The following is a 16,297-nucleotide window of genomic DNA, read 5'->3' on the forward strand; positions in this document are numbered from 1 at the left end:
GGGGTGGCGGGGCTCAGGGACCGGGATGGCGGGGCTCAGAGATCGGCATGAGGAATCGGGTGGGGCCCTTCGACAAGCTCAGGGACCGGGGTGGAGGGGCTCAGGGACCGGGGTGGCGGGGCTCAGGGACCGGGCGGGGTCGGCTCAGGCGACGTAGACCTTGCGGAGGGTCTCGCGGACCGTCCAGGTGGTGCGGGTGCCAGCGGCGAGGCGGACGATGGAACCGGCGCGGAGCTCCAGCGACGGGGTCCCGTCCGCGAAGTCGACGGTCGCCTCACCGGAGAGCACCACGAACACCTCGTCGACCTCCGTGTCCTGCACCACGCCGACGCCGAGCTCCCAGACGCCCACCTCGGCGCCACCGACGGCCGCGAGCGACGCGATCCCGCTCCGCGGCGAGCCCGAGACGACGTCCTCCGGCGCGAGCGGATTGTCGGCGAGCGCCACCTCGGCGCCCTGGAGCACGGTGTTCGGGGCGAGCAGGTGGTCGGTCATGAGGGCCTTTCAGAGCTGGACGGAGACAGAGGGACGGGGAGCAGCCCGACTCCCTACCCGACGCCCCAACCGTAGGCGAGCTTGTGCGCCTCGAGCACGAAGAACGTCTCCGTGGAGCGGACGCCCGGCGTCGGCTGCAGGGTGTCGAGAAGGAACGTCTTGTAGTGGTCCATGTCGCGGCACACGGCTTCGACCATCACGTCGAAGCCGCCGCTCGTGAGCACCACGTAACTCGTCTCCACGTGCTTCGACAGTTCCTGGCACACGCCACGCGCCATGCCGGGTTCGCAGCGGATGCCGATGAGCGCGAGGTGGTCGAAGCCGATCGACAGCGGGTTCGCGATACCGACGATCTGCAGGATGCCCGTGTCCTCGAGCCGCTGGATCCGGTAGCGGACAGACGATGCCGGCAACCCGGTCTCGGTGGCGATCTCGGAGAACGCCTTCCGTCCGTCCTGCTGCAGGATCGCGATCAGCCGACGATCGATGTCGTCAAGGTCGTTCATGGGGCTCCTCCGGCAGCTGGCGGACGGTCATCGGTCAAGCGTAGCGAGGGGAACCTGACGGCCCGGGTGCGGTGTCCGCCCCACCCGAGCCGCGAACCCCGGTCGACCGACCGACCCGAACGCGGGCGGTCGACCGGGGTGACGCCGATCGACGCAGCCGAGGGAGGCCGCGTCGACCGGCGGGCCCGGTCAGCGGATGTGGATCGCGCCGGTGCGGAGGTCGGTCATGTCGTGCAGCGTGTACATGCCGCCGATGCGACCCCAACCGGTGCCCTTGCCGCCCGCACCACCGAACGGCATGTTGATGTCCCACCAGCCGTTGGAGTCGTTCACGATCACCTGGCCGGTCTCGAGCTCCTCCATGAACCGGTACGCCTTCGAGAGGCTGTCGGTGAACACCGCGGACTGCAGGCCGAGCGCGTCGGCGTTGGCGATGCGCAGGATGTCGTCGTCGTCCTTGGCCGTGAGGATCGGGAGCACCGGGCCGAACGACTCCTCACGCGAGAGCAGGCTGTCCTCGGAGACGCCGTCGACGATCGTGAAGTCGTAGTAGAGGTCCGTCGGGTGGCCGGCGGCACGACCGCCGCCGAGCAGGATGTCGAAGCCGAGCGAGCGCGCCTCGTCGAGGTGGCGGTCCATCTTCGCGGCGACACCCTCGTTGTTGAGCGGGCCGAGGTTGATCCCCTCGTCGAAGGGGTTGCCGAGTCGGACGTTCGCGGTGGCGTAGGCGAGGGCCGCCTCGACGAAGACGTCGTGGACGTTCTGGTGCACGATGAGCCGCTCGGTCGCGCAGCACACCTGGCCGCCGCTGTAGAAGGCGGAGTCGACGGCGGCCTTCGCGGCGCGCTCGATGTTCGCGTCCTCGAGGACGACGATCGGACCGTTGCCCGAACACTCCATGAGCGAACGCTTGAGGCCGGCGGTGCGGACGATCTTCGCGCCGGTCGCCGACGAGCCGATGAAGCCGATCGCGTCGATGCCGTCGTGGGAGACGAGCTCGGAACCGAACGCGCCGTCACCGGGGAGGACGCTCACGAGCCCGGCGGGCACACCGGCCTCCACGAGGCAGTCCATCGCGGCGAGCACGGCGAGCGGCGTGTTGCTCGGCGGCTTGACGATGCAGGCGTTGCCGGTGGCGAGGCCCGGGGCGACGAACTCGCTGAACATGAGGAGCGGGAAGTTCCAGGGCGTGATGATGCCCCAGACACCGACCGGTGCGCGCCAGGTGAACATGCGCTTGTCGATGTCGCTCGACGGCAGCGTCTCGCCGTAGAGCCGGAGGGCGTCCTCGGCGTGGAGGTGGAACAGCTGGGCGGCCTCGGCGATGTCGGCGATGGACTCGGCGAGCGGCTTGCCCTGCTCCAGCGTCTGCAGGCGGGCGAGCTCCTCGACGCGGGCGTTGATCGCGTCGCCGACCCGGTGGCAGATCTCGGCACGCTTGAACACGCCGAGCTTCCGCCACTCCCGCTGCGCCTCGTGCGCCCGGCGCACCGCCTCGTCCAGTTCGGCGGTGCCGGCGACGGGGATCGACGCGACGACGTCACCGGTGACGGGGCTGATCACCTCCGTGCGCTCCGAGCTGGTTCCGTCGGTGAACTCGCCGGCGATGAAGAGCTGGGTGCGAGTGGGTGTCGGCAACGTGGTCATTCCGGACCTCCTGGTGTCGTGGCTGGCCGACGACGCCGAACAGCGTCGTGCGGATGTCGTCGGGAGAATGTGGGATCAGCCTAGGACCTTGCGATTCCTCGAACAAGCAGTATTGTTTCGTCAAAGTTACGATTACAACAACTGAAACGACCCGATCTTGTCGTAGCGACAATCTTTCGGCACATTGAGTGCATCAGTAGCGAGACAGCGACGTCTCGTCCCCCACGAATCGAGAAGAGCCCATGTCCACCGAACACGTCACCAGCACCGACGAGACCACGCACCTGCCGAAACGGATGCGCTGGTTCGACGGTTTCGCCATGGCGATGACCATGCCCGCCGCCCTCATCGCGACCCTCGGCGCCTCCATCACCGGCCTCGGCGGCTGGGGGGCCGCCGTGCTCTGGGCGATCTCCATGATCCTCGCCATGGGCGTCAACTGGATCTACACCGAGCTCGCGACCATGTTCCCCAACTCCTCCGGCGGCATCGCGCACTACGCGGCCGAAGCCTGGAAGTCGCGCGCACCCTGGGTCGCACCGATCACCGGCGTCGGCTACTGGCTCCCCTGGGGCACGAACCTCGCCACCTACGGCGCGGTGACCGGTGCGCTCATCCAGGCGCAGTGGTTCCCGAACGAGGACTGGGTGATCCAGCTCGGCCCGATCTCCATCACCTTCCCCATCCTCATCGGCCTGGGCGTCATCGGCGTCATGTACCTCATCAACGTCATCGGCGTCCGCGTCACCATGGCGTTCGTCTACATCACGGCCGGCATCCTGCTCATCCCACTGTTCGTGTTCATCGTGTTCCCGCTGTTCAGCGCCGACTGGGCGCCGCTCGACCTCACCTGGAAGCTCGAGGGCATCGAGGGTCTCCACACCGCGATCGTCTGGCTGTACATCATGGCCTGGACCACCTTCGGCATCGAGGTCTGCGCGACCTTCGCCCCGGAGTACCGCGACTCGGTGAAGGACACGACGAAGGCGATCAAGGCGTCCGTCCTCTTCTGCCTCGGTGTCTTCTTCGTCATCCCGCTGACGCTCGGTGGCTACGCGGGTGAAGCGGCGATCGCCGAGAACCCGGCCACCTTCTTCGTCGCCAGCTTCGCCTCCCTCGTCGGTGGCGCCGCGGACGTCATGGTGCTCTGCCTCATCGCCTCGCTGCTGCTCATCATGACCACCTCGGTGGCCGATGCCTCCCGCGTGCTGTTCAACATGGGCAAGGAGCGGGTCACCGTCCCGTCGCTCGGTGTGCTGAACCGTCGCGGCGTGCCGTTCCGCTCGCTCAACGTGATGCTCGTGATGAACGTCGTCATCCTGGTGGTGCTGCAGAACCCGCTGGCGATCATCGTGACCGGCAACCTCGGCTACATCCTCACGCACTTCTTCGCCGTCTCCGGCTTCTTCCTGCTGCGGAAGGACCGTCCCGACGCCGTCCGCCCCATCCGCCTGCCGCGCTTCTTCGTGCCGCTGTCGGTCGTGCTCTCGGTGCTCCTCGCGATCATCCTCATCGTCGGCGCCACCGGCTTCTCCACCACCGGCTACGGCGGCTTCCTCGAACTCGGCATCGCGCTCGGCCTCCTCGCCCTCGGCGTCGTCATCTGGCTGTTCGTCCAGCGGAGCACCAAGCGCGACGCGGCAGCCGCGGCGAGCGGAACCGGCGATCCGAAGGTCTCGTCTGAACGGACCGACCAGGCACGCACCGAGTAGCGCACCACCTGCCCCGCAGCACCACGCACCGAGCACCACAAGGGACACCACACCATGAGAACCACCTACGAACTGGCCGAAGAGCTCGCCGACACCGCACGCCTGCGGGAACAGCTGGCAGCGGCCGACCCGGAGCCGTACTGGCTCGACGACCCGACCCGGCCGGCCCCGCTCCCCCGATTGGAAGCCGACATCGAGACGGACCTGGCGATCGTCGGTGGCGGGTACTCGGGGCTGTGGACGGCGCTCCTCGCGAAGGAGCGCGACCCGGACCGCAGGGTCGTGCTCCTCGAGGGGCGGCGGATCGCGTGGGCGGCGTCGGGGCGCAACGGCGGGTTCTGCGAGCCGAGCCTCACCCACGGGTCCTCGAACGGCAAGAGCCGCCTGCCGCACGAGTTCGACCGCCTGGAGGAGCTGGGGCGCGAGAACCTGCGCGAGATCGGCGAGACGATCGCCCGGTATGGCATGGACTGCGACTGGGAGGAGACGGGGCTGCTGCAGGCGGCGACCGCACCGCACCACGTCGAGTGGCTGCGGGAGAGCGCCGAGGAGCACGGCGCCCGCTTCCTCGACCGCGAGGCGATGCAGGCGGAGGTCCACTCGCCGATCTTCCAGGCAGGCCTGTTCGAGCCGACGGGCGCCGCGCTCGTCAACCCGGCGAAGCTGGCCTGGGAGCTGCGCCGGGTCTGTCTCGAGCTCGGGGTGGAGATCCACGAGTACACGCATGTCCGCTCCATCGCCTCCGATGCGACGTCCGTCGCCCTCACGACCACGCACGGCTCGGTCGTCGCGAAGCGCGTCGCCCTCGGCACCAACGTGTTCAAGGCGCTCATCCCGAGTGCCCGCAAGTACACGGTGCCGGTCTACGACTACGCGCTCATGACGAACCCGCTCTCCCCCGAGCAGCTCGACGCCCTGGGCTGGTCGGGCCGGCAGGGCATCTCGGACCTCGACAACCGCTTCCACTACTCGCGCCTCACGACCGACGCGAACGGGTCGACCCGGATCCTCTACGGCGGCTACGACGCGGTCTACAACTACGGCGGACGGGTCGAGCCGCGGTTCGACCAGCGCGAGGAGTCCTTCCTCAAGCTCGCCGCGCACTTCGCGCACACCTACCCGCAGCTCGCCGACCTCGGGTTCTCCCACAAGTGGGGCGGCGCGATCGACACCTGCGGTCGGTTCTTCTCCTTCTTCGAGACCGCGCACGGCGGCAAGGTGGCGCACGCCGCCGGCTTCACCGGCCTCGGCGTCGGCGCGACCCGGTACGGCGCCAACGTCATGCTCGACCTCCTCAGCGGCACCCCCACGGAGCGCACGACCATGGACTTCGTCACCAAGAAGCCGACGCCGTTCCCTCCCGACCCGCTCGCCTTCATCGGTGCTCGCATCTCGCTCTCGGAGATGGCCCGCGCCGACCGGAACGGCGGCAAGCGTGGCCTGTGGCTGCGCACGATGGACGCTGTGGGTCTGGGCTTCGACTCCTGAAGCGGCTTCAACTCCTGACAGGCAGGGCCTGGTTCGATACGGTGCAGGTGGTGCTCCGCATTCGAGTCCGACCCGCCCCGACGGCGTCGACCCGAGCCGGGCACCGTGCCAGCACCAGCAGCACCTCAGACAAAGGAGCACACCAGTGAGCGACTACGCCGTCGTCAACCCCGCGACCGGAGAAACCCTCCGCGACTACCCGACGATCACGGACGAGGAGCTGCAGCAGGCGATCACCGCCGCATCCGCCGCTCACGAGGAGTGGTCACGCAAGGCTCCCGTCGCCGAACGTGCTGCGCTCATCGCCCGCGTCGCCGCCCTCCACACCGAACGCCGCGAGCAGCTGGCCGAGATCGCCGTCCGCGAGATGGGGAAGACCTACGAGCAGGCGCTCGGCGAGGTCGACTTCGCCGCCGCGATCTACCAGTACTACGCCGACAACGGTGAAGCCTTCTCCGCCGACGAACCCATCGAACTCTCCGACGGCACCGGTTCCGCGTTCATCCGCCGCGCCCCGCTGGGCGTGCTGCTGGGCATCATGCCGTGGAACTTCCCCTACTACCAGGTCGCCCGCTTCGTCGGCCCGAACGTCGTCAACGGCAACACCATCCTCCTCAAGCACGCCCCGCAGTGCCCCGAGTCCGCGCTCGCGATCGCGCAGATCTTCGACGACGCCGAAGCCGAACTCGGCGCCCACGACTCCGTGTACGTGAACATCTTCGCCACGAACGAGCAGATCGCGACCGTCATCGCCGACCCGCGCGTCCAGGGCGTCTCCGTCACCGGCTCAGAGCGTGCCGGTTCCGCCGTCGCCGAGCTGGCCGGCAAGCACCTGAAGAAGGTCGTGCTGGAACTCGGCGGCTCCGACCCGTTCATCCTGCTGTCGACCGACGACCTCGACGCCGCCGTCCAGGACGCCGTGAACGCGCGCATCGACAACAACGGACAGTCCTGCAACGCCGCCAAGCGGTTCATCATCATCGACGACCTGTTCGACGACTTCGCCGCGAAGTTCACCACCGTGTTCACCGGCAACGCACCGGCCGACCCGATGGCGGAGAACACGCAGCTCGGCCCGCTCTCGTCGTCCGCCGCGACCGAACGCCTCAGCGAGCAGCTGGGGCGCGCGAAGTCGCAGGGCGCGACGATCCTGGCCTCGGGCGAGCCGGACGGGAACTTCTTCCCGCCCGCGGTCCTCACCGACGTGACGCCTGAGATGGACGCGTTCCACGAGGAGTTCTTCGGCCCCGTCGCCGCGCTCTACCGCGTCGCGTCGGAGGAGGAGGCCGTACGCCTCGCGAACGACACCCCGTTCGGTCTCGGCTCGTACGTCTACACGACCGACCAGGAGCAGGCACTGCGCGTCGCGGACGGGATCGACGCCGGCATGGTGTGGATCAACCTCGTCCTCGGTGACGCCGCAGAGCTCCCCTTCGGTGGTGTGAAGCGCTCCGGCACCGGCCGCGAGATGGGCAAGCCCGCGATGGACGAGTTCGTCAACAAGAAGCTCATCCGCATCGCGTAGTCGGTCACTGAGCGCCCCGGTCACTGAGACCCCCAACCCGGTCACTGAGACCCCCAACCCGGTCACTGAGCCTGTCGAAGTGCGGCCCCCCCTTCGACAAGCTCAGGGACCGAGGGGTAGCGCCCCAGGGACCGGCGGCCGGTCCCGACACCCGACCACCTCCGGTCACTGAGCCTGTCGAAGTGCGGCCCGTCCTCGGCACTGCCCTTCGACAAGCTCAGGGACCGATTGGGCAGCGCACCAGGGTCCCGCGGCCGGTCTCAAGACCCAGCCACCTCCGGTCACTGAGCCTGTCGAAGGGCAGCGTCAGCGCTCGGTGAGTAGGAGCGCGCTCCACAGCTCGGCGCGGTCGGCGAAGCGCGAGAGGTCGAGGTCGAGCAGCCGCTCGAGCGTCGCGATGCGCGCACGCAGCGTCTGCCGGTGGACACCCAGGCGGCCGGCGGCCTGGTCGGTCACACAGTTCGCCTCCAACCACACGCGGGCCGTCTCGAGGTGCGTCGCGCGCGCGTCCTCGCCCAGCTGCCCGAGCGGTTCGAGCAACCGGTTCGCGAGCACCGACCCGCCCGAGACGCTCAGCAGCCCGAGCAGCCCCTGGTCCGCGAGCGCCTCGTACCGCACGAGCCGCGGCGTCTCGCCGGCAGAGGCCCGAGCGCGCGTCGCCTCGGCGAGTCCGTCGCTCACCGCCGCCCACGTGGTCACCGCCGAGACTCCACCGGTCAGCCCGTGTCTGCCGACGACCCCGCTCCACAGGCCGGTGTCCGCATCACTCGACACGATGACGATGCGTGCGTCCTGCTCGGCGAAGAACAGCTTGCCCCCGTGGGCGGCGGCCTGGACGTCGAGTTCGGAGAGGAACCCGAGCTCCCCCGGCGGGATGTCGACCACGGCGACACGGATCGGATCGGGCGGGAGCGGTCCCCAGAGCCGCGCGGCCGTGCGCTCGGCGACGGCATGGTCGCCGGAGAGCAGCAGCTCGAGCAGGCCGGAGCGCAGCTGACGGCGGGCGAGGTCGAGGGCACTGTGCTGTTCCAGGGCGATGCTCGCCAGGCCGATGACGCTCGACACGAGGTCGTGCTCGGCGTTGTCGAGCGGTACGCGCGAGCCGACGGCGAGGATGCCCCGCAGCTCGCCGCGTCGGCCCAGCGTGAGCAGGGTCGCGCCGTCCGCCCCCTCACCGAGGTGCAGGCCCGCGCGCGACCCGCGTCGGAGCACGTCCGCCACCGCGGCCTCGACGCCCTCGGGCACTGGCTCGCGCGTCTTCGTCACCACCCGGTTGCCGAGCGCATCGTAGAGGGCGACCCAGCAGTCGAGCTGCTGCCCGAGTTCCTCCAGGATCGCGGTGAGTCCGTCGGGCCGGAGCGCCGCCCGCGCGACCGCACGCTGGGCGGCGAGCGACCACTCCAACGATGCGACCCGAGCGGCCGCGACCGCATCGGCGACGAAGCGGATGATCCCGATGAACGGCGTCCGCTCGCCCACCTCGAGCAGCGTGAACCGGTGCCGGATGCAGGCGTCGATGAGGCGCTGCGGCACGTCGGCGTGGATGATCCCCGTCGCGAATCCGAGCGCGACGACCCCTCGCGCCACCAGGCGTCGGACGTACTCGTCGGTGCGGCGGTCGGCCAGCTCCTCGCTCATCGACCCGGCGAACTGGGCGCCGTCGGTGAGCAGGAGTTGCTCGGCCTCGAGCCACGGCGTCGGGTCGCCGAGGTCGGAGTTGTGGACCCAGGCGATCTCACGGTCGAGGTCGGCCGCGTCGCCCTCGACGAGCAGCGTGAGCTTGAACACGGGCTGAGCCATGAGGGTGCGCAGCGTGACGCCGGTGTGGACGCGACCGGCCTCGCCGCCGATCACGGGTTGCGTGGACATGAGCCGAACCTATCACCGGATCCGACATGTACACGGGCGTCGACGGTTGCCAGGCTGCAGGGGTGATCAACGACTTCCTCGCAGGCCTCGACAACGCCACCGTGCGCGACGCCGACACCCAGCGCGTCCTCCACTCCTGGTCCGCCCAGAGCACGCTCAACCCGCTCCCCATCGCGGGCGGACTCGGCAGCACCGTCTGGGACCACGACGGCCGACGGTACCTCGACTTCTCCAGCCAGCTCGTCAACGTGAACCTCGGCTACCAGCACCCGAAGGTGGTCGCGGCCATCCAGGAGCAGGCCGCCCAGCTCACGACGATCGCCCCCGCGGCCGCCAACGCGACCCGTGCCGAGGCCGCTCGGCTCATCCTCGACCGGGCGCCCGACGGCTTCGAGAAGGTCTTCTTCACCAACGGCGGTGCCGACGCCAACGAGAACGCGATCCGCATGGCCCGCATCGCGACCGGCCGAGACAAGGTCATCTCGACCTACCGCTCGTATCACGGCAACACCGGTGCGGCCATCGTCGCGACGGGCGACTGGCGCCGCATCCCCAACGAGTACGCACGCGGTCACGTGCACGTGTTCGGCCCCTACCTCTACCGCACCGAGTTCTGGGCGACGACGCCTGAGGAGGAGTCGGAGCGGGCCCTGCGCCACCTCGAACGGACCGTGCAGGCCGAGGGGCCCGGCTCGATCGCCGCGATCCTCCTTGAGACGATCCCCGGCACGGCCGGTGTCCTCACCCCGCCGCCCGGCTACCTCGCGGGCGTCCGCGCGATCGCCGATCGCTACGGCATCATGCTCATCCTCGACGAGGTCATGGCCGGCTTCGCCCGCACCGGCGAGTGGTTCGCGTTCGACGCCTTCGACGTGCGACCGGACCTCATCACCTTCGCGAAGGGCGTCAACTCCGGCTACGTCCCGCTCGGTGGCGTGATCGTGTCGGCGGAGATCGCGCACCGCTTCGACGAGCAGGTGTTCCCCGGTGGCCTCACCTACTCCGGTCACCCGCTCGCGTCGGCGAGTGTCGTCGCGACCCTCACTGCGATGGCCGAGGAGGGCGTCGTCGAGCACGCGAAGACGATCGGCACCGACCACCTCGGGCCGGCCCTGCACGCCCTCGCCGAGCGACACGACGTCATCGGCGAGGTCCGCGGCAGCGGGGTGTTCTGGGCGGTGGAGCTCGTCGAGGACCCCGAGACGCGTGCGCCGCTCGCCGCCGCCGACATGGGCCGGTTCAAGTCCTCGCTCATGGACGCGGGCCTCCTGCCGTTCATCAGCGAGAACCGGATCCACGTCGTGCCGCCCGCGGTCGTGACCGCGGACGAGGTCGTCACCGGCGTCGCGATCATCGACACCGCACTCGCGGAGCTGCGCGCATGACCGGCGAGCCGGAACCGTTCTGGGACTCGGTGTCGGGACTCCCCGCGCCGACCCCCGTCCCCCACGACGCCCCCACCGCTGCACCCCACGATCCTCAGGAGCACTCCGCATGACCACCACCGCCACCACCGAGGCAATGCCCACCGAGTCCGGCTCGCTGCCGGTCGTCCCGCACTGGATCGACGGCGCCGAGGCCCCGTCCGACTCAGGCCGGACCGCCCCCGTCTACGACCCCGCACTCGGTGTCGCGACGAAGTACGTCGCGCTCGCGAACCAGGCGGAGATCGACCGTGCCGTCGCGTCCGCGGCCGCAGCCTTCCCGGCCTGGCGCGACCTGCCGCTCGCCAAGCGTCAGCAGATCGTCTTCAAGTTCCGGGAGCTGCTCGAGGCGAAGAAGGGTGAGCTGGCGGAGATCATCACCGCCGAGCACGGCAAGGTCGTCTCGGACGCGCTGGGCGAGATCACCCGCGGGCAGGAGGTCGTGGAGTTCGCGACCGGGCTCGCCCACCACCTCAAGGGCGAGTTCTCCGAGCAGGTCTCGACCGGCGTCGACGTGTACTCCACGAAGCAGCCGCTCGGGGTCGTCGGCATCATCTCGCCGTTCAACTTCCCCGCGATGGTGCCGATGTGGTTCTTCCCCATCGCGATCGCCGCCGGGAACACGGTCGTGCTGAAGCCGAGCGAGAAGGACCCGTCCGCGGCGATCTGGCTCGCGAAGCTCTGGAAGGAAGCCGGGCTCCCCGACGGCGTGTTCACCGTGCTGAACGGTGACAAGGAGGCCGTCGACGGACTCCTCACCCACCCGGACGTCCGGGCGATCTCCTTCGTCGGCTCGACGCCCATCGCGAAGTACGTGTACGAGACCGGCACCGCGCACGGTAAGCGGGTCCAGGCGCTCGGCGGGGCGAAGAACCACATGCTCGTCCTGCCCGACGCGGACCTCGACCTCGTCGCGGACTCCGCCATCAACGCTGGTTTCGGCTCCGCGGGCGAACGGTGCATGGCGATCTCGGTGGTCGTGGCCGTGGAGCCGGTCGCTGACGAGCTGATCGCGAAGATCGCCGAGCGTGCAGCGACGCTGCGCATCGGTGACGGCCGCCGGAACTGCGACATGGGACCGCTCGTGACGAAGGTGCACCGCGACAAGGTCGCCTCCTACCTCGACATCGCCGAAGCCGACGGTGCGACGATCGTCGTCGACGGCCGCAACACGCCCATCGACGGTGACCCGAACGGGTTCTGGCTCGGCCCCACCCTCATCGACAACGTCCCCACGACGTCGAAGGTCTACACGGAGGAGATCTTCGGACCCGTCCTCGCCGTCGTGCGCGTGCAGTCCTACGAGGAGGGCGTCGCGCTCATCAACGGCGGCGCGTTCGGCAACGGGACCGCGATCTTCACCAACGACGGCGGCGCTGCACGTCGGTTCCAGAACGAGATCCAGGTCGGCATGATCGGCATCAACGTGCCCATCCCCGTCCCGGTCGCCACGTTCTCCTTCGGCGGCTGGAAGGACTCCCTGTTCGGCGACACCAAGGCTCACGGCGCCGAGGGTGTGCGGTTCTTCACGCAGCAGAAGGCCATCACCGCCCGCTGGCTCGACCCCTCCCACGGCGGCATCAACCTCGGCTTCCCCCAGAACTGAGGCACCCGGCCCCTCGGCAGCGCTCACCACGAGCCTGCCGAGGGGTCGAGCGTTTTCCGGAGGCACGTCGACAAGCGGTTCCCGTGCTTGCCTGGAGTGCGCGAGAGCCGCGACAATGGCCGGGTCACCAGGAGCGGGGAGCACCACCGATGGCCATCGAACCGACCGAGCTCGACCACACCTTCACCGCGCCGATCGGCGTCCACGTGAAGGGTGACGTCTGGTCGTGCGTCGAGATGCCGGGCTCGGCCGAGTTCTTCGGCACCGGCAAGACCGTGCGTGTGGACGCGACCGTCGATGGCATCGAGGTCCCGAACGTCGGCCTCATGCCCACCGGCACCGGCGGGCACATGCTCTCCGTCAGCGCCAAGCTGCGCAAGCGGCTCGGCAAGGAGATCGGCGACACGGTCGAGGTACGCCTCACCCGCCGCCTGAGCTGACCGCAGGAGATCCGCGGGACAGCAGGAGATTCCGAGGGAGAACCTCCTGCTGCCGCGCGGATCTCCTGCGATCAGTTGCCGGTCACCCGCCCGATGAGGTCCTGGATGAAGGGCCCGATGTCGGACGCCTGATCCACGCCGGCGATGGCGACCGCGAGCAGCGGCCAGAGCGACACGACCAGCGCCGAGATCACCGCGGCCACGGCCAGCACCCACGACAGGGCGCCGTTGCGGCTGCGGACACAGCCGAGGAGCAGCAGCAGCGCCAGGATGTAGCCGACGAGGAGTGCGGCGATGATGCTCCCGACGGGGACGTTGAGCGCGCCGACCGTCGCACCGTCGGCGGCGCCGATGAGGCCGAGGATCGGGAGGAGCACCCCGACGACCACGAGCACCACGAGGACGACACCCGTGATGGCGGCGGCCCAGACGGCGCGCGGACGCGGGCGGCTGACGCCGTCAGAGCGGGTGCGACTGAAGAGGGGCATGACGGTTCTCCGTTCCGGTCAGTGCTGGGCGGAGCCGGAGGAGTGCTCCGGGTCGGTCGTCGATTCAATGTCGTGGGCGGCGGTGACGGTGCCGTCGGCGTCGGCGTCGGCAGCCGGGTCGAACGGGCCGTGCACGTCGGTGACGGTGATGTCGATGTCGACCGGCCCTGCGTGACGCGCTTCCAGCACCGAGGCGATGTCGGCACGGACCGTGTCCGCGACCTCCTCGACACTCGCCGGGTACTCGGCGACCAGTGAGACCTCGACGTTCAGCACGTCATCGTCGGCCAGCACGCTGACGCCCGGGACGGAGGTGCGGCCGAGCAGCCGGGTCCTGGCGCTGTCGACGGCACGAGCCGTCGGGGACCCGAGCGCGTGGACGCCGGGGACCGTCTCCGCGGTGGCGGCGATGACCTGCGCGAGCTCATCCTGCTCCTGCTCGCGCCGGCGACCGGAGTCGATCTCGACGACCGGTGCAGCCGACTCGACCGGCTCCGAAGACTCGACCGGCTCCACGGGCGGTGCCGTCTCGACGGGCTCGGTCACCTCGACCTCGGGCACCGCCACAGGCACGACCGCCGGCTCGGACACCGACGTGGAAGCTGCAGCGCGCTTCGCCGCCACCGCCACGGGAGGCTCACCGTCGTGCGACTCGATGCGGCGCACCTCGTCGTCACCGTGGGCGGGCACGAGCACCGTCGGGTGCTCGGCACGGACCTCGGCCGGTGTGGGGATGTGCTGCTGATCCGGGTGCTTCGTGTCGTCGCTCATGCGATCCTCCTCGCGCCGCGTCGGCGGCGCATCGGTCCTGCGGTCATGCTGCTGTCGGTTCGGGCTGCCACGGCGGTGCCGCGGAGCGGTGGGTCAGACGACCCTGTTGGTGCTCGCGAGGCGGGTGCGGAGTCCGCTGACGATCTGGACGACCACCGGAGTGGACGTCCCGAGGGCGGCGTCCCACTCGTGGATCGCGGCCTCGATGTCGCGGCGCAGCTCCATCGGCGAGGCACCACGGCGGGCGTGGACGGTGAGCCGCAGGGCGGTCTGCTTGCGGATCCGGAAGCCGGTCACGTCCACCGCGACGACGTCGGGGTTCCGCCCGATGGCCTCCTCGAGGACCTGCTCGGCGAGCTTCACGTCGAGGATGACGCGACCGCCCGTCGGGGTGCCCTTGGTGGGCTGCTCATCGACCTGCAGGAGCGTGCCGGTGTGGCCACGGCCCTGGCGGAGCACGAACCACAGCAGGATGACGATGAGCACCACCGCGGCCACCGCGGCGACCAAGAGGATCCACGGCTGGGCGTCCATCGTGTCGGTGGTCGGGCCGACGGCACGTTCGGCGTTCTCGCTGATCGTGCGCTGCACGTCCGGCAGGAGTGCACCGACGGAGAGTGCCGCGCCTGCCGCGAGGACGACGAGTCCGACGACGAGGATGAAGAATCGGTTGAGGAAGCGGTTCGTCGAGTTCATCAGGCCACCGTTCCCTGTTCATTGAGCTTGACCTTCGCCCGGAGGGCGGGCCGGAAGTCGTAGGACGCGACCTCCGCGTCCACCGCCTGCTGGATCTCCCGCTGGTCGACGCGTCGACCGCTCGTCGGCGTCACGTCGACGCGGGCGCTGCTGGCACCGACGCTGACGTTCACCTGCGCGGGGTCGATGTCGCCGGCGTAGGAGGCGGCGCGGGCGAGCGACTGGGCGATCACGCGGTCGTCCACGACGGTCGCGGTGCGCTCGGCGATCGATCCACGACGGCCCTGGCGGGCGGGTGCCAGCGACAGGACGATGAGGATGAACCCGACGATCGCCGCGACGACACCGATGGCGACGAGCAGTGGGGCCGGAGCCGTCGCCGCCGTCAGCACCGCGGTGACGGTGTCCTTCGGCGCGACGAGGAGCGGTGGCTGCCCGATCGCGGCCAGCACCGACTCGGTGCCGAGCCAGGCGAGGACGAGCGCGAGCACGATGGCGATCGTGATCGCGAGGGCGGACCTCGGCGAGTGCGTCTCGCGACGCACCGCGCGGCGGTACAGGGCTTGGGTGCTCACAACACCCTCCTTCGTTCTTCGAGCTTCGCGCCCGTGATGTGGAGATCGACGCGCCCGATGGTCGATCCGGTCAGGCTCAGGCACCGCTCACGGATGCTGGTCTGTGCGCGTGCCAGGCGTTCGAGCACCGTTCCCGAGGTGCGGGCGTCGGTGCCGAGCGGCGACACGTGGATAGGCGTGCTCGCGGTGACCGTGAGGGCACCGTGGGCGTCGGAGAGCTCGACCGAGACCTCCGACGCCCGCACACCGAGTTCCTCCGCGGTGACGGCAGACACGACGCGACGCACGGCGCGGGAGCTGATCGTGTTGCGACCATGCACGGCCTGTTCGGCCGCCACCGCCGCGGTCACGACGACCGCCGCCCGCGGAGCGCGTCGGCGACGCCGCGCAGGTCCAGCTTGCCCTCGAGCACGCGTCCGATGCCGAAACCGATCAGCATGAACAGGGCGACGAGGATCATCGCCCAGAAGCCGAAGGCGACGGCTGCGAGCGCGAGGACGGCACCGACGAGGATGCCACGGTCGGTCGTGCTCACTGGACGCGGCTCTCGTCGGCGTCGTTGTCGTCGTCGGACGGGATGTGGACGTCGGAGACGGTCACGTTGACCTCGGTGACGTCCATGCCCACGACGTTCGAGATCGCGTCGGTGACGCTGCGACGGACGTCGTCGGCGACACGCTGGAGGTCGACGGGGTACTCGGCGACGATCACGATGTCGGCAGCGACCTGCTTCTCGCCGACCTCGACGTTGACGCCCTGGCCGCGGTCCTGCGCGTTGATCGCGTTGCGGATCGCGCCGATGGCACGGGCGGCTCCGCCACCGAGGTCGTGCACGCCGGGGACCTCACGGGCGGCGATGCCGGCGACCTTCTGGACGACGCCGTCGGCGATGACGTTCTTGCCGGTGGAGGTGGTGGTGGCGGCGTGGGTGGCGGTGTCGGTGGTGTTCGACATGGTGTTGCTCCTTCGAGGCTGGTGGTGCGGTTTCGTGGTCCGGGGGTCCGGCCGCGGTGCCCGTGTGCCGGGCGACATCAATGAGACAGTCCGTCACGCCC

Annotated in this window: 17 protein-coding genes; 6 read left to right on the forward strand and 11 right to left on the reverse strand. The window is 69.8% G+C overall.

What is annotated here, in order from left to right:
• Window positions 1-144 precede the first annotated feature (144 nt).
• From ITJ57_RS17240 to ITJ57_RS17250, 3 genes are all read right to left on the reverse strand, one after another.
• Entirely contained in the window at window positions 145-495 is a 351-nt protein-coding gene (locus ITJ57_RS17240; protein WP_194671227.1) for a cupin domain-containing protein, read from the reverse strand.
• 53 nt (window positions 496-548) lie between these two features.
• Window positions 549-1,001, reverse strand: coding sequence for an Lrp/AsnC family transcriptional regulator (locus tag ITJ57_RS17245; RefSeq protein ID WP_194671228.1), 453 nt, complete (start codon window positions 999-1,001; stop codon window positions 549-551).
• 189 nt (window positions 1,002-1,190) lie between these two features.
• Complete coding sequence (locus ITJ57_RS17250; protein WP_056013552.1) at window positions 1,191-2,648, reverse strand: aldehyde dehydrogenase; 1,458 nt, start codon at window positions 2,646-2,648, stop codon at window positions 1,191-1,193.
• Between the two features lie 242 nt (window positions 2,649-2,890).
• Here ITJ57_RS17250 and ITJ57_RS17255 point away from each other — a divergent pair, with 242 nt between their 5' ends.
• From ITJ57_RS17255 to ITJ57_RS17265, 3 genes are all read left to right on the forward strand, one after another.
• Complete coding sequence (locus tag ITJ57_RS17255; protein WP_194671229.1) at window positions 2,891-4,360, forward strand: APC family permease; 1,470 nt, start codon at window positions 2,891-2,893, stop codon at window positions 4,358-4,360.
• 54 nt (window positions 4,361-4,414) lie between these two features.
• A complete protein-coding gene (locus ITJ57_RS17260) occupies window positions 4,415-5,848 on the forward strand; it encodes an FAD-binding oxidoreductase (protein ID WP_194671230.1) in 1,434 nt (477 codons plus the stop codon).
• Window positions 5,849-5,993: 145 nt separating this feature from the next.
• On the forward strand, window positions 5,994-7,373 hold the full coding sequence (locus ITJ57_RS17265) for an NAD-dependent succinate-semialdehyde dehydrogenase (RefSeq protein ID WP_194671231.1): 1,380 nt from the start codon (window positions 5,994-5,996) through the stop codon (window positions 7,371-7,373).
• 306 nt (window positions 7,374-7,679) lie between these two features.
• On the opposite strand, the gene ITJ57_RS17270 is transcribed toward ITJ57_RS17265, so the two are convergent.
• Window positions 7,680-9,242 carry a PucR family transcriptional regulator gene (locus tag ITJ57_RS17270; protein ID WP_194671232.1) on the reverse strand — a complete coding sequence of 521 codons (1,563 nt, stop codon included), beginning with the start codon at window positions 9,240-9,242 and terminating at the stop codon, window positions 7,680-7,682.
• 26 nt (window positions 9,243-9,268) lie between these two features.
• On the opposite strand from ITJ57_RS17270, the gene ITJ57_RS17275 reads away from it, so the two are divergent.
• The 3 genes from ITJ57_RS17275 (at window position 9,269) to ITJ57_RS17285 (ending at window position 12,712) form a co-directional block, all read left to right on the forward strand.
• Window positions 9,269-10,627 (forward strand): aspartate aminotransferase family protein, encoded by a 1,359-nt coding sequence (locus ITJ57_RS17275; protein ID WP_194671233.1) that lies wholly within the window; start codon window positions 9,269-9,271, stop codon window positions 10,625-10,627.
• Window positions 10,628-10,736: 109 nt separating this feature from the next.
• A complete protein-coding gene (locus ITJ57_RS17280) occupies window positions 10,737-12,272 on the forward strand; it encodes a CoA-acylating methylmalonate-semialdehyde dehydrogenase (RefSeq protein ID WP_194671234.1) in 1,536 nt (511 codons plus the stop codon).
• Between the two features lie 149 nt (window positions 12,273-12,421).
• A complete protein-coding gene (locus ITJ57_RS17285; protein WP_194671235.1) occupies window positions 12,422-12,712 on the forward strand; it encodes a DUF1905 domain-containing protein in 291 nt (96 codons plus the stop codon).
• A gap of 71 nt (window positions 12,713-12,783) precedes the next feature.
• On the opposite strand, the gene ITJ57_RS17290 is transcribed toward ITJ57_RS17285, so the two are convergent.
• The 7 genes from ITJ57_RS17290 to ITJ57_RS17320 all read right to left on the reverse strand — a co-directional run bounded on the left by ITJ57_RS17290 (window position 12,784) and on the right by ITJ57_RS17320 (window position 16,196).
• The gene (locus tag ITJ57_RS17290) at window positions 12,784-13,200 is read right to left on the reverse strand and encodes a hypothetical protein (protein WP_194671236.1); all 417 of its coding nucleotides are present in this window, start codon (window positions 13,198-13,200) and stop codon (window positions 12,784-12,786) included.
• An 18-nt stretch (window positions 13,201-13,218) separates the two neighbouring features.
• Entirely contained in the window at window positions 13,219-13,971 is a 753-nt protein-coding gene (locus ITJ57_RS17295; protein ID WP_194671237.1) for an Asp23/Gls24 family envelope stress response protein, read from the reverse strand.
• 93 nt (window positions 13,972-14,064) lie between these two features.
• Window positions 14,065-14,667 carry a hypothetical protein gene (locus ITJ57_RS17300; RefSeq protein WP_194671238.1) on the reverse strand — a complete coding sequence of 201 codons (603 nt, stop codon included), beginning with the start codon at window positions 14,665-14,667 and terminating at the stop codon, window positions 14,065-14,067.
• Window positions 14,667-15,242: a DUF6286 domain-containing protein gene (locus ITJ57_RS17305; RefSeq protein ID WP_194671239.1), complete on the reverse strand. Its 576-nt coding sequence runs from the start codon at window positions 15,240-15,242 to the stop codon at window positions 14,667-14,669. Before ITJ57_RS17305 ends, ITJ57_RS17300 begins: the two co-directional genes overlap by 1 nt.
• A complete protein-coding gene (locus tag ITJ57_RS17310) occupies window positions 15,239-15,592 on the reverse strand; it encodes a hypothetical protein (protein ID WP_056011066.1) in 354 nt (117 codons plus the stop codon). The genes ITJ57_RS17305 and ITJ57_RS17310 overlap by 4 nt, the downstream gene beginning before the upstream one ends.
• Window positions 15,589-15,777 carry a DUF2273 domain-containing protein gene (locus ITJ57_RS17315; RefSeq protein ID WP_056011063.1) on the reverse strand — a complete coding sequence of 63 codons (189 nt, stop codon included), beginning with the start codon at window positions 15,775-15,777 and terminating at the stop codon, window positions 15,589-15,591. Before ITJ57_RS17315 ends, ITJ57_RS17310 begins: the two co-directional genes overlap by 4 nt.
• Entirely contained in the window at window positions 15,774-16,196 is a 423-nt protein-coding gene (locus ITJ57_RS17320) for an Asp23/Gls24 family envelope stress response protein (protein ID WP_194671240.1), read from the reverse strand. Before ITJ57_RS17320 ends, ITJ57_RS17315 begins: the two co-directional genes overlap by 4 nt.
• Window positions 16,197-16,297: the final 101 nt, after the last annotated feature.

Origin of the sequence: Plantibacter sp. VKM Ac-2880 (assembly GCF_015351235.1) — a bacterium.
In the GTDB taxonomy this organism is placed as follows: domain Bacteria; phylum Actinomycetota; class Actinomycetes; order Actinomycetales; family Microbacteriaceae; genus Plantibacter.